This is a genomic window from Bacillus sp. JNUCC-22, assembly GCF_018861275.1.
Classification (GTDB): Bacteria; Bacillota; Bacilli; order Bacillales; family Bacillaceae; genus Bacillus; species Bacillus velezensis.
On the sequence record NZ_CP076408.1, the window covers coordinates 1,094,783 to 1,117,767 of the forward strand.

Sequence of the window (22,985 nt, forward strand, 5' to 3'; positions counted from 1 at the left end):
CGGCATGAAGAAAACGATCGTTTTTAAGTGCGGCGGAAGCGTGATCCGCGAGTTATCCGCCGATTTTTTTCAAAATGTAAAAGAGCTGATGCAATCGGGCTGGAACATTGCCGTCGTCCATGGAGGCGGCCCGGACATTTCAAAAATGCTGAAAACATTGCAGATTGAAACGGAATTTGTCGATGGACAGCGGAAAACGACCAAACCGGTGCTGGAAACAGCGGAAATGGTCTTGTCAGGGACGATCAATAAATTTTTCGTAACCGAACTCGCGAAAAACGGGCTGAAAGCCGCGGGAATATCAGGAAAGGACGGCGGTCTCCTTCAAGCATCCTATCTTAATCAAGACAAATACGGAGAAGTCGGCGAAATACAAAAAACCGATCCGTCAATCATTCACGCATTAATGAAAGAAGGCATCATTCCCGTTATCGCTCCGCTTTCCATGACAAGTGATTTCGAAACGCTGAACGTCAACGCAGACGCCGCGGCATCGGCCGTCGCTTCAGCCTTACACGCCGACAAACTTTTATTTGTCACGGATGTCGAAGGAATTATGGACGGAGAGAGCAGGCTGGATACTTTGACGCCGCAAGAGATTCAGGCCCTCATAGATGACGGCGTGATTTCAGGAGGGATGATTCCGAAGGTAAACTCGGCATTATCGGCACTGAGTGAAGATGTCGAGGAAGTGATGATCGTAAACGGAAAAGGAGCGTTTTTCACCGATCAAGCCTTCCAAGGAACAAAAATTGTCAAAGAAAAGGAGAGCGTGTCATGAGCAGTCTATTTCAAACCTACAGCCGCTGGCCCATCGATATCAAAAAAGCGAAAGGGACAATTGCAGAGGATGAAAACGGAAAAACGTATCTCGATTTTATTCAGGGCATCGCCGTTTCCAATCTCGGCCATTGTCATGATGAGGTCACAGAAGCGGTGAAAGAACAGCTTGACAGCGTATGGCACGTTTCCAATCTGTTTGAAAATGATCTTCAGGAAAAAGCCGCGGCAAAGCTTGCCGAACATAGCGCGGGGGATCTCGTTTTCTTCTGCAACAGCGGGGCCGAAGCGAATGAAGGCGCCATTAAGCTTGCCCGTAAAGCAACGGGAAAGACAAAAATTGTAACATTTCATCAATCCTTTCACGGGCGGACCTATGCGGGGATGGCCGCCACCGGACAAGACAAAATCAAGACCGGTTTCGGACCGATGCTTCAAGGCTTTCACTATCTTCCGTTCAATGATCCGTCGGCATTCAGCACGCTTTCAAAAGAGGATGATATCGCCGCCGTCATGCTTGAGACGGTGCAGGGAGAAGGGGGAGTCAATCCCGCCGATCCGGAATTCATCGAAGCCTTACAGACATTTTGCAAAGACAAACAGGCGCTGCTTATCGCAGACGAGATTCAAACCGGAATCGGCCGGACGGGCAAGGCATTCGGCTATGAGCATTTCGGCATCTCGCCGGACATCATCACTGCTGCGAAAGGGCTTGGAAACGGTTTTCCCGTCGGAGCCGTGATCGGCAAAAAGAAGCTTGGCGACGCCTTTACGCCGGGTACGCATGGTACGACTTTCGGCGGCAATAAGCTTGCCATGGCAGCTGTGAAAGCAACCTTGGACATTGTGTTTCAGCCGGACTTTCTCCAGGCGGCGGCAGACAAAGGATCATTTTTAAAAGCGCAGCTGAACCGTGAACTGACAGGGCCTTTTGTAAAAGAAATCCGCGGAAAAGGGTTATTAATCGGCATTGAATGCGCAGGTCCCGTGTCCGGCATCATCGGAGATCTGCAGGAACGCGGGCTTCTCGTGCTTCCGGCCGGACCGAATGTCATCAGGCTGCTCCCGCCGCTTACGGTTTCTGAAGAAGAAATGCTGTCGGCCGTCAGTATGCTTAAGGCAGCGATCGAAGCGCATTCGGCAGTGAAACGGTAATTTTTTTTCGATATAAAAGTATAAAAATTCATATTTTTAATTAATTATTCATCAAGAGGTGGGCTTTAGATGAAAGGCTATTTAGTATTGGAAGACGGAACATCATTCGGCGGTGAACTTGAAAAAGAAGCCCGCTGTGTTGGCGAAGCGGTTTTTTTCACCGGAATGACGGGTTATCAGGAAGTGCTTACAGACCCGTCATATAAGGGTCAGATCGTCGTCTTTACGTATCCGCTGATCGGAAACTACGGAATTAATGAAAAAGACCTTGAAAGTAAGATTCCTCAAGTCAAGGCTGTTGCCGTCTATGAAGCGTGTGAACATTTTTCTCACCATGAAGCAGTCTCAAGCTTGAGAGAGTATTTAAATAAATGGAACATCCCGCTCTTAACCGAAGTGGACACACGGGCCGTCGTCAAAACCATCCGCTCCGGCGGCACGATGAACGCTGCCGTGTCAACAACAGGAGAAATTCCGGCAGCATCCGGAACAGAAAACCCGGCGGAGCTGGCGCAGTCTGAAGACATCACGTCAATGGGGAATGGAGACCGGCATATTGCGCTGATTGATTTCGGTTATAAAAAATCAATCGCCTCGTCACTTGTAAAGCGCGGCTGTAAAGTAACGGTCATTCCGTATCAGCAGATGAACGCTGTTTACGACATTCAGCCTGACGGAATCGTGCTCTCAAACGGCCCGGGCGACCCGAAAGCGATTGCGCCGTACATGAACCGGATTACATCATTACTCAGTGATTTCCCCGCACTCGGCATTTGCCTCGGGCATCAGCTGATTGCCCTGGCTTTCGGAGGAAATACGTATAAGCTGCCGTTCGGCCACAGGGGTGCCAACCATCCCGTCATTGACCGGAAAACGAAACGGGTGTTTATGACAAGCCAGAACCACAGCTATGTCGTTGATGAAGCATCAATTGACGAAAACGAGCTGTCCATCAGATTTCATCATGTCAATGATACATCAGTGGAAGGGCTCATTCATAAGCGCCTTCCCGTATTAAGCGTCCAGTTCCACCCTGAAGCTCATCCCGGACCGGCTGAGAGCGAGTGGATATTTGATGAATTTCTAGAGAAAGTGATACCAGCAAGGAGAGAAATCGCTCATGCCTAAAGATACAACCATTTCCAGCATATTAGTCATCGGCTCCGGCCCCATCATCATCGGCCAGGCGGCAGAATTTGATTATTCAGGAACGCAGGGCTGCATGGCTCTGAAAGAAGAAGGATACCGCGTTATTCTAGTCAACAACAACCCGGCAACGATTATGACGGATGAGGCGTTTGCCGATGAAATATATTTTGAACCGCTCACAACCGACAGCATCGAGGCCATTATTGAAAAAGAAAAACCGGACGGTCTGCTTGCCAATTTGGGCGGCCAGACGGCATTGAATTTAGCCGTTAAGCTTGAAGAAGCAGGCGTGCTGAAGAAGCATCACGTCAAGCTTTTGGGAACATCGGTGGAAACCATTCAAAAAGGCGAAGACCGGGAGCAGTTCCGCGCCCTGATGAAAGAGCTCGATCAGCCCGTTCCGGAAAGCGAAATCGTCGACAACGAAGAAGACGCCCTCCGTTTCGCTGAGTCTATCGGATTTCCGGTCATTCTGAGACCGGCGTACACGTTAGGCGGAAAGGGAGGCGGAATCGCGAAAACGAAAGAAGCGTTTCATACGCTTATTAAACAGGCGCTGTTAGCAAGCCCGATCAGCCAATGCCTCGTCGAAAAAAGCATCGCCGGTTTTAAAGAAATCGAATATGAGGTCATGCGCGACAGCAATCATACATGCATCACCGTCTGTAATATGGAAAACATCGATCCCGTCGGCGTGCATACAGGGGACTCCATCGTCGTCGCACCGTCCCAGACGTTAACGGATGAAGAATATCAGATGCTGCGTTCAGCAAGCCTGGCGATTATTTCGGCGCTGGATGTGGTCGGCGGCTGCAACATTCAATTTGCGCTGGATCCGTTCAGCAAACAGTACTATGTCATTGAAGTGAACCCGCGTGTCAGCCGCTCTTCAGCCCTCGCGTCAAAAGCGACCGGCTACCCGATTGCCAAAATGGCGGCGAAACTTGCCGTCGGCTATACGCTCGACGAACTGAAAAATCCGCTGACGGGCTCTACTTATGCAAGCTTTGAACCGGCGCTTGATTATGTCATCGTCAAATTCCCGCGCTGGCCGTTTGATAAATTTAAACATGCCGACCGCACGCTCGGAACGAAGATGAAAGCGACGGGAGAGGTCATGGCGATTGAAAGAAATATGGAAGCGGCCATTCAAAAAGCGGCGGCCTCCCTTGAGCTGAAAACGATCGGCACCCGCCTGCCTGAACTCGGCGGCTGTACGATCAATCAGCTGTGGGAATTAGCGGTAACGCCGGATGACCGGAGATTTTTCGTCGTCATGGAACTGTTAAGCCGCGGTGAAACGATAGAAGACATCCATGCCAAAACGAAAATTGACCCGTTTTTTCTCCATGTATTCCGAAATATCATCACATTGGAAAACGAGCTGATGGAAGAAGGGGATCATCTGTCAATGCCGCTTTTAAAGCAGGCGAAGGTAAAAGGCTTCACGGATGTCATGATCGCATCTCTCACGGGAAAAACGGAAGAAGACATCCGTGCTCTCAGAAAGAAATCAGGCATCGTCCCGTCGTTTAAAATCGTAGATACATGCGCCGCTGAATTTGATGCCAAGACGAATTATTTCTACTCCACCTACCTCGGGGAAAGCGACGGAGATATCAGCCGAAAAGAGAAAAAACGCGCCCTCATCATCGGCTCAGGCCCGATCCGCATCGGTCAGGGAGTGGAATTTGATTACAGTGCCGTCCACGGCGTTCTGACCCTGCAAAAGCTGGGGTATGAAACGATTATGATCAATAACAATCCGGAAACAGTAAGCACGGATTATGAAATCGCTGACCGGCTTTATTTTGAACCGCTGACGACAGAACATATTTTGAACGTGGCGGAACATGAAAACATTGATTTTGCCATCGTCCAGTTTGGGGGGCAGACCGCGATCAATGCCGCTGAACCGCTGGAAAAAGCGGGCATTCCGCTGCTCGGAACATCCTTTGAAACCCTTGATGCGCTGGAGGATCGGGATCTGTTTTATCAGCTGCTTGATGACCTTGACCTGAAACATGCCAAAGGCGAAACCGCTTATTCAAAAGAAGAAGCAACGGAAAAAGCAAGCCGAATCGGCTACCCCGTGCTGATCCGTCCGTCTTATGTCATCGGTGGGATGGGCATGATCATCGTTGATTCAGAAGCGCAAATGTCAGAACTGCTGGAAAATGAAGCGGGCATGCCGTATCCGATTTTGATCGATCAGTACATTACAGGAAAAGAATTGGAGATCGATCTGATTTCCGACGGACATGAAGTATTCGTGCCGACTTACACAGAGCACATTGAACGCGCCGGCGTCCATTCGGGCGACAGTTTTGCGATTCTTCCGGGTCCGTCTGTCACACCTGATATGCAGCGGAATATAAGAGAGGCCGCCGAAAAAATCGCGGTAAAACTGGCTTTTAAAGGCATCATGAACATTCAGTTTGTCATTGATGACAAAGGGGATATTCTCGTTCTTGAAGTGAATCCGCGGGCAAGCCGCACGGTTCCTGTCGTGTCTAAGGTGATGGGGGTGCCGATGATCCCGCTTGCCGCCAGATTGCTGGCCGGCGCTTCCCTTAAAGACATCAAGCCCGAGGTTCAAAATCAGCACGGAACGGCAGTGAAATTCCCGGTTTTTTCTTCGCACGCCATTCAGGATGTGGACGTAAAGCCCGGGCCGGAAATGAAGTCGACCGGAGAAGGCATGTGTGTCGCGTTTGACGCAGAAAGCGCCCTGAAAAAAATCTACGCGCACGTCTGGGAGAAAAAAGGCAGCATCTATCTGGAAGGCTGTGATGCGGAATTGGAACGTCAGGCTCAAGAGGCGGGATTTACCGTATGCAAAGATGCGTTCCCGGCATGGGCAGAGCGAAAGGATAAAGCGGTCCATATCAATTTCAATCACTCTGAAGAAGCGCGTAAACAACGGATTGAAGCCATGACGCACGGTGTGACGGTCTTTACTGAACCGGAAACCGTAAAGGCATTTTTAGCAAGCGGCTCCGGCAAACCTAAGCCTGTATCGCTCAAAGATCTTTATCAAAAGGAAGTGGCATCATGCACACAATAAAAGCGGAACACACATTAACCCATTTGTACGGCAAAGATTTTCTTTCCTTAAAAGATGTCAGCCCGTCAGACATCAAAGCGCTTCTGACAGAAGCTTCATTATTAAAACAACATCCGATACAGCCGATTTTCCAAGGGAAAACATTGGCGATGATTTTTGAAAAATCTTCAACCCGCACACGTGTGTCTTTTGAAGCGGGAATGGCCCAGCTCGGGGGAACGGGACTATTTCTTTCAAGCAGCGACCTGCAGCTTGGGCGGGGGGAGACGGTCGCGGATACGGCGAAGGTGCTGTCCGGCTTCGTTGATGCCATTATGATCCGCACCTTTGAGCATGAAAAAGTCGAAGAGCTTGCCGAGCATGCAGACATTCCCGTCATAAACGGGCTGACCGACCGGTATCACCCGTGTCAGGCACTCGCGGATCTGTTAACGATACAAGAAATAAAAGGAAAACTGAAAGGAGTAAAAGCCGCCTATATCGGTGACGGAAATAATGTGGCGCATTCACTTATGATCGGCTGCGCAAAAATGGGCTGTGACATTGCGATTGCTTCGCCGAAAGGCTATGAAGTAGAGGAAGAGGCGGTGAATGCCGCGAAAGAAGCGGCGGCTGTTTCCGGAGCGAAAATCACCCTTACCGAAAATCCGCAGGAAGCGGTGCGGGATGCAGATGTGATTTACTCCGACGTCTTCACGAGCATGGGGCAGGAGGAAGAGACGCAGCAGCGGCTGAATGTGTTTGCCCCGTATCAAGTCAACGCCTCACTCGTCAGTCTCGCAAAACCCGACTATACATTTTTGCATTGCCTGCCCGCGCATCGGGAAGAAGAGGTCACGTCCGAGATTATCGACGGTCCGAACTCTGCGGTATTTCAGCAGGCGGAAAACCGGCTTCACGCGCAAAAAGCGCTCCTGAAAGCTCTTCTTTACAAACAGGATGAACAAAAAAACCGCTGAATCTCATTCAGCGGTTTTTGATATTTCTCCGCATACAAGCGCATACTACATAAAAAAGAAAAAGGAGGAAATGACGTGGGACAGCAGCATCAATTCCGCCCGGGACAAAAAGCGCCGAATAACGGTGTGTACGTTGAAATCGGCGAAACGGGAAGCATGGTCAAAAACCCGCAAAAAATCAAGCTTACGGTGGGGGAAATGTTCCCTGAAACTTCAAACCACAACAGATTGTGGACGTATCAACGAAAACCGTGAACACAAAAAAACCTGCTGAATAGCAGGTTTTTTTATTTAATGCTGGCTTGCATCCTGTTTGACAGGCATGATCTCCGCAAGAACAAAGACTAGCACCGCAATAACCACGGCAATAACGGATGATTGCTTGAAATTGTACGCCGCGCTGTTCATGGAGGCGACCAAATAACAGGCCATATGTGTTAAAAGGAACGTCCAAATAAAACCGATAATAAACCGCACGTTTCCACCTCGTCCTTCATTTTATTCTACGTTGTATCATACCATACATAAAGCGCGGGCGGAAGGTCATTTTCTCATCAAAAAGCGCGCCTGAAACTGACATTTGCCCGCCTGTCCGGCCGTCTGATGGAAAATTCGGTTCCTGTGCTCGGGATAATAGCCAAAACATAGCAGCAAATAGGAGTTTATCCGATCCGTTTTCATTCTTCTTACATATGATAGCCAATAGAGAGATTAGGAGTAAAAGGAGGCGGGCAGGCATGGGGATTACGGAAAGATTTTTCCAATTCGGATCTGAGCTGAACGTCATCCATCTGCCGTATCGGCCGAATGGCTTCTGTATCTTTATTCTGGGGGACAGAACCCACTTTGTCAGCCGGGACTCAAGCTTTTGGCTCGAACATGAAGGGAGAAACCAGCTGTTAAATACGATGCTTGACAGAGGATACACCATTTTTAACAGCAATTTATACGGACGGCATTGGGGTTCGGAAAAAGCCGTCCTTTACGCCAGACAGCTGATTCATTATGTGCTGAAACAAGAAATCCTCAATCCGAAAATACACTTGCTCGCAGAAGGCATGGGCGCCCTTATCGCCGATCAATTGCTGCAGTCTTCAGCGGAGCATATCCGTTCAGCCGCAATGTTAGATCCTTGTCTTGACCTTCAAGCCCATTTTGAATCAGAGAAAGAAAATAAGTTTTTTTATAAGCAGTTTCTGAGGGAAACGGCACAAAGCTTCGGTGTTTCTGAAAAAGAGGCAAGCTCACTGAGCTATCAGACCATTACCGGCTGCCGCACCCGCGTGCCGGTACATATATGGCAAAGAACGACCGGAGCGCCGTATCCGTACACCCTGCATGCGAACGCGTATAAAGAAGCCCGGGAAAAGACCGGAAGCAAGACTGATATCACGTATCACCTGCTTGAGAACCCTGCGCGTATGTACAGAGCCATCTGCCGGTTTTTCCGCAGTCATGAAAAAGACCTGTAATGAATAGAATACAACAGCCATCTCTTTTCAGAGGGCTGTTTGGCTTGTGTGCGAATGAAAAACCGGAAAGGCGGCAGATGTGATGAAGACAGCGCTGATCATTGGAGCAGATGAATTTCTCGGCCTTTCATTGTGCGAACGGTTGATGGATGAGGGTGTGCATGTTGATGTCATTTTGGCAGAACCGGAGGACAAAACGAGGCAGCTGTATTTAGAAGAACGTTTAATGTGGCTCGCGAGAAACGGGCTTTTTCAAATAATAGATGAAATCGGTGAAAAGGAATACGATCGTATCTGCGTTCAATACGGGAGCGGGTGTCTGCCTGAAGAAAGGGCTGAGCCTTTATATTGGATTGTTTACAGTGAGGATCACGGAGACTGGGAAAAAAACGGTCAGCGGGATACGGCAAAAGCGATTATCCTTCCTCCCCTTTACGGTCCGTGGACAGAAGCAAAAGAAGATGGCGAAAGCAGGATCTTTTTAGAAGACGCAGTCTGCGGGCTGATGAATCAGCTTGAGGCATACGGCTCAGAAGACGAAAATCAGATTATTACCCTGGAAATAAAAGAAAAAACGCAAAAAACGGAAGCGGAAGAAAAAATTAAAGAATGGAAAAGACAATTTTCATCAATATTCGACATTTTTTAAGAAATACCTTCCATGTTATGTGCATTACCGCTACAATAAACGTATATCAATTATACATGTTATGAGTTTGAAAAGGGGTTGAACATGGCTTGATCACCAGGCTTGTCATGATCTTTTCTGTCCTCCTTTTATTGAGCGGATGCGCACAAACTCCGTTTAAAGGAAAAATTGAGAAGGTCGGAATGCTTTTTCCCGATACTATCAGTGACTTGGTATGGGGCACAAAAGGTTACAAAGGTTTATTAGCGATACAATCTGAATTTAACGTTGACGTTTATTATAAAGAAAATATCAGATCCGATGAAGATATTTTAAAAGCGATAGATGATTTTCATAAAAAAGGAGTCAATCTTTTATACGGGCACGGAAATGAATACGAGGAAATCTTCAATATGATCAGCAAGGATTATCCCGACATGGAATTCGTCGTCGCAAACGGAACGGCGAAAAGCGATAATGTCACAAGCGTTCATCTTATGGGAGAAGCAATGGGTTTTTTCGGGGGAATGACAGCCGCCCATATGTCAAAAACCAATGAGGTCGGCGTCATCGCCTCCTTTTTGTGGCAGCCTGAAGTAGACGGCTTTATCAAAGGGGCGAAATATGAAAAGCCTGATATCACCGTCAATACTGAATTTACGGACCACTGGGATAACGGCAATGAAGCGCTGCATCTTTACGAGAAGTTAAAAGCGGAAGGCACGGATGTTGTATATCCGGCCGGAGACGGGTATAATGTTCCTGTCATTCAGCAAATCAAAAAAGACGGGCTTTACGCCATCGGCTATGTCGCCGAACAATCGAATCTCGGCAAAAACACGGTGCTGACAAGCACGGTGCAAAACGTAGATAAAGCCTATACATTAATTGCCGAGCAATATAATAAAGGTTCGCTCAAGAGCGGAGATCACAACTTTGATTTCAGGGAAGGAGTCGTTGAAATGGGGACGTTCAGCCCTCTGGTGGACAAAGCATTTCAAGACAAAATCTCAGACCTTGTAAAAACGTATAACCGAACAAATGAACTGCCGTCAAATGAATAGAGGTGGATACACATGCAGCATGAAAAGTCTCTTGAATTTATGCAGATCGCGATGAAATACCTGCCGGAAGCAAAGGCGGAGCTTGAGAAATCCGGCATAGATCTGTCTATGGAAATGATTCAGCCGTTTATGGACCTGTTTACATCGGTCATGGCGGAAGCGTATGAGCTTGGCAGATCTGATGCCGGGGAGCTGAATAAATAAAGAGAGCCACTTTTCATGAAGTGGCTTTTCACATGATTTTTTTCTTTATAGCGGACACCATCGGCGCGAAGTCTTTAAATACAGGCTTTAATTGATCCAGAGAGTTCATGATGGACCCCAGCTGATTCATCACGTGGTTGTAATCGATCTCTTCTTCGTTTTCAGCCTGAGGCTGCTCCGGGTTTTCTTCCGGTTCTTTATCCCGGTCTCTGGAATCGCCGAACATCATTTTGGAGAAAATATCCATAGTGAAGCCTCCTTTCGTCTTCCTTTTATTCTATGAGGAGCAGCGTCCGATAGTTTAGACGAATATATTGCCAACAGAAAAAAAATAGGGTAGAATTAGTACCTGATACTAATAATTGATCATAACTAATTAGTTTTAAATTCATTATAAAAAAGGAGTCTTTCCAATGAAAGCTGGAATTCTTGGCGTCGGCCGTTACATCCCGGAGAAAGTGCTGACAAATCATGATCTTGAACAAATGGTAGATACATCGGACGAGTGGATTCGTACGAGAACAGGTATAGAAGAAAGAAGAATCGCCGCGGAAGATATGTATTCATCCGGCATGGCCGCTGAGGCTGCGCAAAAAGCGCTTGATCAGGCCGGCATTTCCGCTGAGGAGCTTGATATGATCCTCGTGGCGACGGTTACTCCTGACCAGTCTTTCCCCACCGTTTCCTGTATGATACAAGAGAAGCTCGGGGCCAAAAAAGCGTGCGCGATGGATATCAGCGCCGCATGTGCGGGTTTTATGTACGGTATCGTAACCGCCAAACAATTCATTGAATCGCAAACATACAAACATGTCCTCGTGGTCGGCGTGGAAAAGCTCTCAAGCATTACCGACTGGGACGACCGCAATACGGCTGTGCTGTTCGGAGACGGAGCCGGAGCGGCGGTCATCGGACCGGTCAGCGACGACAGAGGCATACTGTCATTTGAGCTCGGAGCAGACGGTACAGGCGGTCAGCACTTGTACTTAGATGAAAAAGGGCATACAATCATGCATGGAAGAGAAGTATTCAAATTCGCCGTCCGGCAAATGGGTGAATCGAGTGTAAATGTCATTGAAAAAGCCGGCCTCTCCAAAGAGGACGTAGACTTTTTGATTCCGCATCAGGCAAACATCCGCATCATGGAAGCGGCACGGGAACGTTTGGAGCTTCCGGTTGAAAAGATGTCTAAAACAGTCCATAAATATGGAAACACATCCGCAGCATCCATTCCGATTTCATTAGTAGAGGAACTGGAAGCAGGCAAAATTAAAGACGGCGACGTCATCGTCATGGTCGGTTTCGGCGGAGGATTGACATGGGGCGCCATAGCAATACGCTGGGGACGATAAAAAAAGGTGAGGTGCACACAAGATGAGTAAAAAAAGAGTAGTCGTTACAGGGCTTGGAGCCCTGTCTCCGCTTGGAAACGACGCCGAAACAAGCTGGAAAAATGCAATCGGCGGCGTATCCGGAATCGGACCGATCACACGTGTGGAATCGGACGAGTATCCGGCGAAAGTAGCTGCTGAACTGAAAGATTTCAATATTGAAAATTACATGGATAAAAAAGAAGCGCGAAAAATGGACCGCTTCACGCAATACGCTGTCGTAGCCGCGAAAATGGCAGTTCAAGATGCCGGTCTGAACATCACAGACGAGATCGCGCCGAGAGTCGGCGTTTGGGTCGGGTCCGGAATCGGCGGTCTTGAAACGCTTGAATCCCAATTCGAAATCTTCCTGACAAAAGGGCCGAGAAGAGTCAGCCCGTTCTTTGTTCCGATGATGATTCCGGATATGGCGACAGGCCAAATCTCAATCGCTCTCGGAGCAAAAGGAGTCAACTCCTGTACGGTGACGGCATGTGCGACGGGAACGAACTCTATCGGTGACGCGTTTAAAGTCATTCAGCGCGGCGATGCCGATGCGATGATTACGGGCGGAACGGAAGCGCCGCTGACAAGAATGTCATTTGCGGGCTTCAGCGCAAACAAAGCCCTTTCTACAAATCCTGATCCGAAAACGGCAAGCCGCCCGTTTGATAAAAACCGTGACGGCTTTGTCATGGGAGAAGGCGCGGGGATCGTCGTGCTTGAAGAGCTTGAGCATGCCCTTGCCCGCGGTGCGAAAATCTACGGGGAAATTGTCGGCTACGGCTCAACGGGTGATGCCTATCACATTACCGCGCCTGCCCAAGACGGGGAAGGCGGTGCGAGAGCGATGCAGGAAGCAATCAAAGATGCGGGCATCAAGCCTGAAGAAATTGATTACATCAACGCTCACGGCACAAGCACGTACTACAATGATAAATACGAGACAAAAGCCATTAAGACCGTTTTCGGTGATCATGCGTACAAGCTCGCCGTCAGTTCGACAAAATCAATGACGGGTCATTTGTTAGGCGCTGCCGGAGGAATTGAAGCAATCTTCTCCGTCATGGCCATTAAAGACAGCATTATCCCGCCGACGATTAACATCGAAACACCTGATGAAGAGTGTGATTTAGATTATGTACCGGACAAAGCGCGCGAGCAGGATGTCAACATCGTTCTCAGCAACTCGCTCGGCTTCGGCGGACATAATGCCACTTTGATCTTTAAAAAATATCAATAATACAGTTTTGACCGGCTGCCTGAAAAAGGTGGCCGGTTTTTTTGTGTGTGCATATGATAACAACAAGAGGAGGCGAACCGGTATGAGCGTCAAGCAGACATATCAATGGATGGAAAAGGCGGCATCCGTAAATGATCTGGCCCCGCATCTTTTGCCGCTTTTTGCAGGGGCCGATAAGAAAGAGTGGAAGCCGATACTCGGGATGCTGCAAAACCACGGCATGTTCCGCCATTTGAAGGACGGCGTTAGGACCAGTAAACGGCTGAAAGAAAAAGGATGCTACAGCCATATTCAAAAGGAGGAAGCTTATTTAAAGGAGAAGTGGAACGGGCCGGACGTGCCGATCGTAGTTTTGCCCGTCGACGAACGAAACCGGAAAATCCGTCAGGAATTCGGATCAAAATCCGGTCTGGCCTTTCGGGACAAAATGTTCCTCTTTCTATCGTCGGATAGTTCCAATTCAGCTGTATCCGCCCTTATGACACATGAATATAATCACGTCTGCCGGTTAGAACATGTGACAAAGGACGAAAAAGACGAGACATTTCTTGATACAATCATGATGGAGGGGCTGGCAGAATATGCTGTATATGAGCGGTTCGGCTCAAGTCTTACGGCGGAATGGACGTCCTACTATACGCCTGAGCAGCTTGATTTTCTGTTTGAAAAAAGAGTCAAGCCGAACCTCCGCTTAACGAGAGACAGCAGAATGTTTTCCCAGCTGTTATACGGAAAAGGATACTTCCCCTCAATGCTCGGCTATGCCGTCGGATTCAATATAGTAAAAAAATATTTAACCGGCCATCAAAAAACAGTAAAAGAAGCATTGGCCATCCCTTCAAAAACCTTTCTGGAGGCAACGCTTTAATAGATTAAAAGAATGGAAATTATTTAAGGATATTACATTTATCCTAAAAAATTCTTGCTTTTGTAATAATGATGTAATAATATACAACTATAAAATTTTTCGACTATTCTATATTTTGTGATAGCGAAACGTATGTTTCCCTCTGCTTCAGCGGAATGAGAAAGGGGCGTATCATGAGCACACTATTAGAAGTGAATAATTTAAAGACCTATTTTTTCAGAAAGAAACAGCCGATCCCCGCAGTCGACGGGGTTGATTTTCACATTAACAAAGGCGAAACCGTCGCTCTTGTAGGAGAATCCGGCTCGGGCAAAAGCATCACCTCGCTTTCTATTATGGGACTTGTCCAAGGCTCGGGCGGAAAAATTATGGACGGCTCGATTAAGCTTGAAGGCAGGGACCTGGCCTCCTTCACCGAAAACGAATATTGCAAAATCCGCGGAAATGACGTCTCTATGATCTTTCAGGAGCCCATGACTTCCCTGAATCCGGTGCTGACCATCGGCGAACAAATTACCGAAGTGCTTGAATACCATAAAAAAATGAATAAAAAAGAAGCGGCTAAAAAAGCCGTTGAGCTTCTGGAACTCGTCGGATTCTCCAGAGCGGAACAAGTAATGAAAGAATATCCGCACCGTCTTTCCGGAGGGATGAGACAGAGGGTGATGATCGCCATTGCGCTCAGCTGCAATCCGAAGCTTCTGATCGCTGATGAGCCGACGACGGCGCTTGATGTGACGATACAAGCCCAAGTATTGGAGCTGATGAAAGACCTCTGCAAAAAATTCGATACTTCCATTCTGCTGATCACTCACGATTTAGGTGTGGTTTCCGAAGCCGCCGACAGGGTGATCGTGATGTACTGCGGACAAGTCGTAGAGAGCGCGAGTGTGGAGGACTTATTTTTAAACCCTCTTCATCCGTATACCGAGGGGCTGTTAAACTCCATACCGGTGATAGATGGAGAGATTGATACATTAAAAGCGATCAAAGGCAGTGTCCCGACACCGGATAATCTTCCGGAAGGCTGCCGATTTGCCCCGAGGTGTTCAAAAGCGATGGACAAATGTAAAACAGGGCAGCCGGAGCTGATAACGCATGAAAGCGGCCGTTCTGTAAGATGTTTTTTATATGAGGAAGAGGGTGCCCAATCAAAATGACAGCTGCAGGCCAAGAAACGATTTTAGAGCTGAAAGACGTAAAAAAATATTTCCCGATCCGCTCCGGTTTTTTTCAAAGGAAAGTCGGTGATATAAAGGCTGTTGACGGTGTTTCTTTTTCACTGAAGCGCGGGGAGACGCTCGGCATCGTCGGTGAATCAGGATGCGGCAAATCAACGGCGGGAAGGACGATGATCCGTTTATACAAGCCGACAGACGGCCGGATTCTTTTTAAGGGTCAGGATATCTCCGGCTTATCTGAAGAAAAGCTGAGAAAAAGCGTCCGCAAAAACATCCAGATGGTCTTCCAAGATCCCTTCGCATCCCTTAACCCGAGGAAAACGCTGCGTTCCATTATTAAAGAGCCGTTCCAGACTCACCATATGTACAGCATGAGCGAGCGGAACGAGCGAGTGGAGGAGCTGCTGGCGAAAGTCGGCCTTCATCCGAGCTTTGCAAACCGCTATCCGCACGAATTTTCCGGAGGGCAGCGCCAGCGGATCGGGATTGCGCGGGCTCTGACGTTGAATCCCGAGCTGATTATTGCGGATGAACCCGTTTCCGCACTCGATGTCTCCATTCAGGCCCAGGTCATCAATCTGATGGAAGAACTGCAGGATGAATTCAACCTGACCTATTTGTTTATTTCTCATGATTTGAGTGTTGTCCGCCATATCAGCGACAGAGTCGGCGTCATGTATCTGGGAAAAATGATGGAGCTGACCGATAAACACGAGCTGTACGGCAATCCGCTTCACCCTTATACGCAAGCGCTTTTGTCTTCAGTGCCCGTCACGAGAAAAAAAGACGCCGTCAAGCGGGAACGAATCATCCTGAAAGGAGAACTGCCAAGCCCGGCAAACCCGCCGAAAGGCTGCGTGTTCCACACGCGGTGCCCGATGGCCAAACCGATCTGCAAGGAACAAATCCCGGCATTTGAAGAAGCCGCTCCCGGCCATTACGTCGCTTGCCATTTATATGCCTGAAATGACAAGCATCGAGAGGGGGTATGCCGGATTACATAACCAGTTTGCTGCATATATATCACAAAGGGGGAATTGATATGAAATTACGTAAAAGCGCACTGATGATGCTAAGTGTTTTTATGGCGTTTGCCATCTTCCTGTCAGCCTGCTCCGGCTCAAAATCCACAAGCACCGAATCCAAACCGGCAGGAAAACCGCAAAAAGGCGGAGATTTGGTTGTCGGGTCAATCGGGGAACCCACACTTTTTAACTCTCTGTATTCTACGGATGACGCAAGTACGGATATTGAAAATATGCTGTACAGCTTTTTAACGAAAACGGATGAAAAACTGAACGTGAAATTATCACTCGCTGAAAATATTAAAGAATTAGACGGCGGCCTAGCATATGATGTGAAAATTAAAAAAGGCGTTAAGTTTCATGACGGAAAAGAACTGACTGCAGATGACGTCGTATTTACGTACAGTGTCCCTTTAAGCAAAGATTACAAGGGAGAACGAGGATCAACATATGAAATGCTGAAATCCGTAGAGAAAAAAGGCGATTACGAAGTCTTGTTCAAGCTGAAATATAAAGACGGTAATTTTTACAATAATGCGTTAGACAGCACAGCCATTCTGCCGAAGCACATTCTCGGTAATGTTCCGATTGCTGATTTAGAAGAAAATGAGTTTAACAGAAAGAAACCGATCGGTTCAGGACCATTTAAGTTTAAAGAATGGAAGCAGGGCCAATATATTAAACTCGAAGCGAATAATGATTATTTTGCAGGAAGGCCGTATTTAGATACTGTAACGTATAAAGTCATTCCCGACGCAAATGCTGCCGTTGCTCAGCTGCAGGCAGGCGATATTAATTTCTTTAATGTGCCCGCCACTGACTACAAAACGGCTGAAAAATTTAATAATCTGAAAGTCGTTACTGATTTGGCATTAAGTTACGTGTACATCGGGTGGAATGAAAAAAATGAATTATTTAAAGATAAAAAGGTCCGTCAGGCGCTGACAACCGCTCTTGACCGCGAGTCAATCGTCAGCCAAGTATTAGACGGAGACGGCAAGGTAGCCTACATTCCAGAATCCCCTTTATCTTGGAACTATCCTAAAGATATAGAAGTTCCGAAATTTGCGTACAACGAGAAAAAAGCGAAACAGATGCTTGCAGAAGCCGGCTGGAAAGATACAAACGGTGACGGCATCCTGGATAAAGACGGAAAGAAATTCTCGTTTACCCTTAAAACGAACCAAGGAAACAAAGTCCGTGAAGACATCGCTGTCGTCGTCCAGGAACAGCTGAAAAAAATCGGCATTGAAGTGAAGACCCAGATCGTTGAATGGAGCGCTCTCGTTGAACAAATGAACCCTCCGAATTGGGATTTTGATGCAATGGTCATGGGATGGAGTTTATCCACATTCCCGGATCAATATGACATCTTCCATTCAAGCCAGATTAAAAAGGGCTTAAACTACGTTTGGTATAAAAATGCCGAAGCGGATAAGCTCATGAAAGATGCAAAATCAATCAGTGACAGAAAGCAGTATTCAAAAGAATATGAGCAGATCTATCAAAAAATTGCGGAAGATCAGCCGTATACGTTCTTGTATTACCCTAACAACCATATGGCAATGCCGGAAAATCTTGAAGGATTCAAATATCATCCGAAACGTGAATTGTATAATATCGAAAAATGGTGGCTTGCAAAATAATTTTCCCTTAAAGGGGAGGGAGAGCGTTTTCTCCCTCTTCTGTTTTTAATAAGGAAAGTAAAGGGGGACAAGTATATGGCTGCATATATTATCAGAAGAACCTTAATGTCTATCCCGATTTTATTGGGAATTACAATTTTATCATTTGTTATTATGAAAGCCGCGCCCGGAGATCCGATGACATTAATGATGGACCCGAAAATCAGCCAGGCTGACAGAGAGCAGTTTATTGAAAAATACGGTTTGAATGATCCTCAGTACGTTCAATATTTAAAGTGGCTCGGCAACATGGTGCAGGGCGATTTCGGAACGTCTATTGTCAGAAAAGGAACGCCTGTTTCAGAATTGATTATGGCCCGAATGCCCAATACGCTGCTGCTGATGCTCGTCTCAACGATTTTGGCTCTTATGATTTCTATTCCGTTCGGTGTCCTGTCGGCAAAGCGGCCTTATTCAAAGCTCGACTATGGCATTACGTTTACCTCATTTATAGGTCTGGCCATTCCAAACTTTTGGTTTGGATTAATTTTGATTATGATTTTATCAGTAAATCTCGGCTGGTTTCCGACCGGCGGTGTCGAGACGCTGAATGCCGATTTCAATATATTTGACCGGATTCATCATTTAATTCTGCCTGCATTCGTATTAGCTACAGCTGACATGGCCGGACTGACGAGATACACGAGATCCAATATGCTTGATGTATTAAATCAGGATTATATCCGTACAGCGAGAGCGAAAGGGTTCAAAGAGAACCGTGTATTATTTAAACACGGATTGAGAAATGCATTATTACCCGTCATTACAATTTTCGGTTTGATGATTCCCTCGTTTATCGGAGGATCTGTCGTTGTCGAACAAATTTTCACATGGCCGGGGTTAGGAAAGCTGTTTGTTGATTCAGCGTTTCAGCGTGATTATCCCGTCATTATGGCGATGACCGTCATTTCAGCTGTCCTTGTGGTCATTGGCAACCTTGTCGCTGATATTTTATACGCAGTGGTTGATCCGAGAATTGAATATTAAAAGGGGGGACATCGATGGCTGAGCTGAACACATCTCCGTCACCGGAGATCGGGCTGAAAGAAAATATTGCTGAGAAACCGGAAACCATGACAAAAATCTTTTGGGAAAAGTTTTCGAAAAATAAACTGGCGGTTGCAGGTGCTGTGATTCTGTTCGTGATTATTATGTCAGCGATTTTTGCACCGGTGATTGCTCCTTATTCTCAAGAGCAGCAAAACCTGCTTGATAAATTTAAAGCGCCGGGTCTAGAACATTTGATGGGAACGGATAAATTCGGACGTGACATCTTCAGCCGGATTCTGTACGGCGCGCGAATCTCTTTACTAGTCGGATTTGCCTCTGTTGTCGGCTCTATTTTTATCGGGACGATTTTAGGAGCGGTAGCGGGCTATTTTAAAGGTTTCGCAGATGCTGTTATTATGCGGTTAGTGGATATTGTTCTTTCCATTCCTGATATTTTCTTATTGATTACGCTTGTTACAATCTTTAAGCCAGGCGTGGACAAATTAATTTTAATTTTCTGCCTGACAGGCTGGACGACAACCGCTCGTTTGGTCAGGGGAGAATTTTTATCCCTGCGATCGAGAGAATATGTATTAGCCGCTAAAACAATCGGAACAAAAACACATAAAATTATTTTTTCACATATCCTGCCCAATGCGCTGGGACCAATTATTGTGTCAGCCACTTTAAAAGTCGGATCGGTTATTCTGGCCGAATCGGCGCTGAGTTATCTCGGTTTCGGTATCCAGCCGCCGATCGCAAGCTGGGGCAATATGCTTCAGGATGCACAGAACTTTACGATTATGATTCAGGCTTGGTGGTACCCGTTATTTCCGGGATTGTTCATCCTTCTTACTGTATTGTGTTTCAACTTTGTCGGTGACGGGCTGCGTGATGCGCTTGATCCGAAAAATGTGAAATGATCACTTTTGGACTCTACGTTAAGTGAAAATTATGCTAACTAGAGTCTTCTTTTGAATCAAAATAATCAGAAAAATAAATTTATTCATTGAAATAGACGAAGAACATAGTTATAATATAATTACAAAATAATACATATTTAATATAAAAAGGGAAGAGGGAACAGTTTGATTCATGACTCTAAGAATGCTATTTCAGATGAAGGCACTGAATTTTTTAATTCAGCTTATCAAGAAGTCTATTCAAATTTGCTTGCTAGAGATCTGGATGATGAAATTAACTTCATTAAGAATAGGATTTTAAAGCATTTTGAAAACCCTAAAATCATGGATTTTTGCTGCGGTCATGGAAGACATTTACTAAAGCTGTGGGAAGAAGGCTACAATATTCACGGATTAGATATTAATGAAAACTTCCTGAAACATATAAGTGATAAATCTAATGCTCATGTTCCCACTTTTTTAGCGGATGGGAGGTGTTTTGTACCAAAACATAGATATCATGTTGTCTTGAATATGGAAACATCTATTGTATATATGAGCGATAAAGAAAACAAAAAGATGCTGGAAACAATGTATTTATGCTTAGAAACTGGTGGTAAATTATTGTTGCATCTTGCAAATAGAGAGTATTTAATTAAACATTTTAACCCTATCATTTGGTTTGGTAATGATGAATCAGGTTATGCATTAGAGAAAAGAAGTCTTGATTTATTAAATGGCACACTGAAAATAAACCAAACAAGATTGATCAATAATAAAACAAGTCATCATGTTATAACAATGAGGTTATATACTGTTACTGAAATAAAAAACGCATTAGAACAAACGGGTTTTAACATTGAACATATTTACGGGGATTTTAATGGAAGTGAGTATACTATTGAATCTCCTAGTATATTGGTTATCTGTTCTAAGTGAAAACTTGAAAGGGGGTGAAAAAGTTGAAGAGAGGAATAAAAATTATTATTGAAGATTAATAATTTATGATTGCACAGAAAATGCGTGTTATTTTAATAGCACGCATTTTTCATGGGTAGAATAAGATCCCATATACTTAGACAGTGGGTGAATAATATATTTTTTAGTTAGAAAAAAAAGACGGAAAGGGTCAAATGAATGGTTCCTCTTTTTAAAAACACATCATTTATTACTTTTTGTCTGGCCCAGCTTCTGTCACGTTTCGGGGACGGGCTGACAACCATTGCAATTTTATATATCATCGGTATGGCTTCGCAAGACCCATTGCTGATTGGATTTGTGCTTTTTTGTCAATACTCTCCGATGATTTTATTCGGCTTATTTGCTGGATCAATTGCAGACCGATTTAAAAAACATTTTGTTATGATTGGCGCTGATTTATATCGTGCCGTTATTTTAATTCTCATGGTTTTTACAGTACAGTATCCTTACGCACTGATCGTTTTGGTCTTTTTATCAGGGGTAGGCAGTGCTTTATTTTACCCTGCACGTTCATCTTTTGTACCGATTGTAGCAGGTGAGAAATATATTTCTGAAGCCATGGCTGTGTCACAAAGCATATATTCTATTATGCAGATTGCAGGACCGGGTTTTGCGGGAATCTTGTTGATGTTTTTATCACCATCATATCTCTTAGTCATAGACGCCGCTACCTATTTCTTTTCAGCTTTGTTCATCTCAGTAACAGTAGTGACATTAAAAAAACAGCAGTTAGCGAACACTGAGAATCCATCAGTTATAAAACCTATGAGCAGTTCCATTAAAGAAGGTGTTCAAGTCATTCTTAAAACTGCTCCGCTTTCCTTTTTAATCCTGCTATTGGCGCAAGTAATGTTTGCGGCTGGAATTTTCAATACGACTTCTAATTCATTGCTGCTACATATATTTCAAGTGCCTGGTTTTCATTTTGGAATGATTGAAGCAGTTGCTGGAATCGGTGCAGTCATAGGTGCAATGATGGGCCCTTTGCTTTTAAGATATTTGAAGCCTGGTTATTTGCTTTTAGTCACCACAGTTTTGATGGGAATATGGATGCTCACGGTGATTCCTTTAGAACGTGCAGAAGAATGGGCCGGTTTACTTCCGGTTTACCTATGGGTATTGGGAATAGGGTTGATGAACGCTTTTCTAAATGTACCAATAAGCAGTCTATTTCTAGGATTAACGCCTTCCGAATATAGAGGCCGTGCTATGGCAATGTTGCAGATGTCTTCAAATTTTGGTCTTGTAATGGGGATTCTAATTGCTGGTCTGCTATCAAAGTATTTTGGTGTCGTCCTCATCACAGCACTGTCAGGCGGATTGTTGGTGCTTGTTTCACTGTTTACTATTAAAATGAAAGGATACAAAGCCTTATTATCAATTGAAAAAAAGCCCAGCAATATGGCTCAATTGAGGACAAAGCGGAAATCTCATATTAAAATGGAATAATTTATCTACCCCTTGCCTATACTGTGGACAACAGTTTTTGTAAAGTGAGGGGTCGAATATGTTATTTCTTCATGATGTATGGGTCAATTGGTTTGAAGGGGAAGAAAACGGCTACAATGTATGCCATTTTCACGAATGGCGGAAGGAAGACACGGTTGAACTTTTGGATCAGACGCCGTTGCTCAGAGTGCCGTCGGTATTATTTCATTACATAGAAAACGACTTATCAGAGCTTCCGAAAGAGCTGCTTGACCAAGTCCACCAAAAGTCATACGTGCGAAAAAATCATGAGCGGACAAAGCTGGAGTATTGTTTTGTCGTGACAGACGGGATCGGCATCATTGCCGTGGATACGATCGGGTATACCATTCCGGTCAGAAAGAGCCGCCTGATTCCGAGACAGGAGCAGCTTGTTTATGAAATGGTAAAGGATGTAGAACCGGAATCGTTTCAATTTGAGCCGGCGCAATTGGAGTCTTCAAAGGAATATCACATTTTGTCATTGGCGCCGGAGCACGTCAGAGGGCTGACGAGAAAAGAGCGGCAGATCAAGCAGCTGATGTTTATGGCGCTCGACCAGCTGAAAGGGTTGAAAAACCGTGCGGAAATTGTGTATTGGTACACGGAATGGAATCCGCATATGTATGAGCAGATCAAACGGATGAGCTTTGAAGAGATCTGGGACATGCTTTACAATGAAACAATTGAAGGCTGGTCAGATAAACATCTTGCGTTCTGTGAAAATTTGATTAAAGGGCAGCCGTTTTTCGAAAAGCTTTGGGAAATGGAGCAGGAATCAAAAGTGAACTAAAA

23 protein-coding genes are annotated in these 22,985 nt (G+C 45.7%); 21 read left to right on the plus strand and 2 right to left on the minus strand.

The annotated features are described in order from the left end of the window. Positions 1–4: 4 nt before the first annotated feature. The 6 genes from argB (at position 5) to JNUCC22_RS05645 (ending at position 7,365) form a co-directional block, all read left to right on the plus strand. Positions 5–781 (plus strand): acetylglutamate kinase, encoded by a 777-nt coding sequence (gene argB, locus JNUCC22_RS05620; RefSeq protein WP_007409134.1) that lies wholly within the window; start codon positions 5–7, stop codon positions 779–781. Continuing rightward, the gene (locus JNUCC22_RS05625) at positions 778–1,935 is read left to right on the plus strand and encodes an acetylornithine transaminase (RefSeq protein ID WP_007409133.1); all 1,158 of its coding nucleotides are present in this window, start codon (positions 778–780) and stop codon (positions 1,933–1,935) included. The genes argB and JNUCC22_RS05625 overlap by 4 nt, the downstream gene beginning before the upstream one ends. A gap of 69 nt (positions 1,936–2,004) precedes the next feature. After that, a complete protein-coding gene (locus JNUCC22_RS05630; protein WP_007409132.1) occupies positions 2,005–3,063 on the plus strand; it encodes a carbamoyl phosphate synthase small subunit in 1,059 nt (352 codons plus the stop codon). Next, complete coding sequence (locus JNUCC22_RS05635) at positions 3,056–6,151, plus strand: carbamoyl-phosphate synthase (glutamine-hydrolyzing) large subunit (RefSeq protein WP_216062199.1); 3,096 nt, start codon at positions 3,056–3,058, stop codon at positions 6,149–6,151. Before JNUCC22_RS05630 ends, JNUCC22_RS05635 begins: the two co-directional genes overlap by 8 nt. Next, a complete protein-coding gene (gene argF, locus JNUCC22_RS05640) occupies positions 6,139–7,110 on the plus strand; it encodes an ornithine carbamoyltransferase (RefSeq protein ID WP_007409130.1) in 972 nt (323 codons plus the stop codon). Before JNUCC22_RS05635 ends, argF begins: the two co-directional genes overlap by 13 nt. Before the next feature lie 75 nt (positions 7,111–7,185). After that, the gene (locus tag JNUCC22_RS05645; RefSeq protein WP_003155070.1) at positions 7,186–7,365 is read left to right on the plus strand and encodes a YjzC family protein; all 180 of its coding nucleotides are present in this window, start codon (positions 7,186–7,188) and stop codon (positions 7,363–7,365) included. Positions 7,366–7,401: 36 nt separating this feature from the next. Here the strand turns inward: JNUCC22_RS05645 and JNUCC22_RS05650 are convergent, their stop codons facing one another. Further along, complete coding sequence (locus JNUCC22_RS05650; protein WP_007409129.1) at positions 7,402–7,587, minus strand: YjzD family protein; 186 nt, start codon at positions 7,585–7,587, stop codon at positions 7,402–7,404. 260 nt (positions 7,588–7,847) lie between these two features. Here JNUCC22_RS05650 and JNUCC22_RS05655 point away from each other — a divergent pair, with 260 nt between their 5' ends. The 4 genes from JNUCC22_RS05655 to JNUCC22_RS05670 all read left to right on the plus strand — a co-directional run bounded on the left by JNUCC22_RS05655 (position 7,848) and on the right by JNUCC22_RS05670 (position 10,478). Further along, the gene (locus JNUCC22_RS05655) at positions 7,848–8,582 is read left to right on the plus strand and encodes a hypothetical protein (protein ID WP_007409127.1); all 735 of its coding nucleotides are present in this window, start codon (positions 7,848–7,850) and stop codon (positions 8,580–8,582) included. Between the two features lie 82 nt (positions 8,583–8,664). Further along, positions 8,665–9,231, plus strand: coding sequence for a Rossmann-fold NAD(P)-binding domain-containing protein (locus tag JNUCC22_RS05660; protein WP_216062200.1), 567 nt, complete (start codon positions 8,665–8,667; stop codon positions 9,229–9,231). Between the two features lie 89 nt (positions 9,232–9,320). After that, complete coding sequence (locus JNUCC22_RS05665; RefSeq protein ID WP_015417205.1) at positions 9,321–10,274, plus strand: BMP family ABC transporter substrate-binding protein; 954 nt, start codon at positions 9,321–9,323, stop codon at positions 10,272–10,274. A 12-nt stretch (positions 10,275–10,286) separates the two neighbouring features. Then, positions 10,287–10,478 (plus strand): ComZ family protein, encoded by a 192-nt coding sequence (locus JNUCC22_RS05670; protein WP_003155061.1) that lies wholly within the window; start codon positions 10,287–10,289, stop codon positions 10,476–10,478. Positions 10,479–10,506: 28 nt separating this feature from the next. Here JNUCC22_RS05670 and JNUCC22_RS05675 read toward each other — a convergent pair whose 3' ends face one another. Beyond that, positions 10,507–10,725: a hypothetical protein gene (locus JNUCC22_RS05675; RefSeq protein WP_007409123.1), complete on the minus strand. Its 219-nt coding sequence runs from the start codon at positions 10,723–10,725 to the stop codon at positions 10,507–10,509. 166 nt (positions 10,726–10,891) lie between these two features. Here JNUCC22_RS05675 and JNUCC22_RS05680 point away from each other — a divergent pair, with 166 nt between their 5' ends. The 11 genes from JNUCC22_RS05680 to JNUCC22_RS05730 all read left to right on the plus strand — a co-directional run bounded on the left by JNUCC22_RS05680 (position 10,892) and on the right by JNUCC22_RS05730 (position 22,983). Next, positions 10,892–11,830 (plus strand): beta-ketoacyl-ACP synthase III, encoded by a 939-nt coding sequence (locus tag JNUCC22_RS05680; RefSeq protein ID WP_007409122.1) that lies wholly within the window; start codon positions 10,892–10,894, stop codon positions 11,828–11,830. Between the two features lie 22 nt (positions 11,831–11,852). After that, the gene (fabF, locus tag JNUCC22_RS05685; RefSeq protein ID WP_020955629.1) at positions 11,853–13,091 is read left to right on the plus strand and encodes a beta-ketoacyl-ACP synthase II; all 1,239 of its coding nucleotides are present in this window, start codon (positions 11,853–11,855) and stop codon (positions 13,089–13,091) included. An 82-nt stretch (positions 13,092–13,173) separates the two neighbouring features. Beyond that, a complete protein-coding gene (locus JNUCC22_RS05690; protein ID WP_020955630.1) occupies positions 13,174–13,959 on the plus strand; it encodes a DUF2268 domain-containing putative Zn-dependent protease in 786 nt (261 codons plus the stop codon). Between the two features lie 173 nt (positions 13,960–14,132). Next, positions 14,133–15,119: an ABC transporter ATP-binding protein gene (locus tag JNUCC22_RS05695; RefSeq protein WP_007409119.1), complete on the plus strand. Its 987-nt coding sequence runs from the start codon at positions 14,133–14,135 to the stop codon at positions 15,117–15,119. Next, positions 15,116–16,105: an ABC transporter ATP-binding protein gene (locus JNUCC22_RS05700; RefSeq protein WP_003155053.1), complete on the plus strand. Its 990-nt coding sequence runs from the start codon at positions 15,116–15,118 to the stop codon at positions 16,103–16,105. Before JNUCC22_RS05695 ends, JNUCC22_RS05700 begins: the two co-directional genes overlap by 4 nt. 77 nt (positions 16,106–16,182) lie before the next feature. Beyond that, positions 16,183–17,811 (plus strand): peptide-binding protein, encoded by a 1,629-nt coding sequence (locus JNUCC22_RS05705; RefSeq protein ID WP_216062201.1) that lies wholly within the window; start codon positions 16,183–16,185, stop codon positions 17,809–17,811. A gap of 75 nt (positions 17,812–17,886) precedes the next feature. Then, positions 17,887–18,837, plus strand: coding sequence for an oligopeptide ABC transporter permease AppB (appB, locus tag JNUCC22_RS05710; protein ID WP_007610596.1), 951 nt, complete (start codon positions 17,887–17,889; stop codon positions 18,835–18,837). Between the two features lie 14 nt (positions 18,838–18,851). After that, on the plus strand, positions 18,852–19,763 hold the full coding sequence (gene opp4C / locus JNUCC22_RS05715) for an oligopeptide ABC transporter permease (protein ID WP_039062890.1): 912 nt from the start codon (positions 18,852–18,854) through the stop codon (positions 19,761–19,763). A 165-nt stretch (positions 19,764–19,928) separates the two neighbouring features. After that, on the plus strand, positions 19,929–20,681 hold the full coding sequence (locus JNUCC22_RS05720) for a class I SAM-dependent methyltransferase (protein ID WP_044053099.1): 753 nt from the start codon (positions 19,929–19,931) through the stop codon (positions 20,679–20,681). 198 nt (positions 20,682–20,879) lie between these two features. Then, complete coding sequence (locus JNUCC22_RS05725; RefSeq protein WP_216062202.1) at positions 20,880–22,172, plus strand: MFS transporter; 1,293 nt, start codon at positions 20,880–20,882, stop codon at positions 22,170–22,172. Positions 22,173–22,230: 58 nt separating this feature from the next. Next, positions 22,231–22,983: a YjbA family protein gene (locus JNUCC22_RS05730; RefSeq protein ID WP_007409116.1), complete on the plus strand. Its 753-nt coding sequence runs from the start codon at positions 22,231–22,233 to the stop codon at positions 22,981–22,983. The last annotated feature ends 2 nt before the right edge of the window (positions 22,984–22,985 follow it).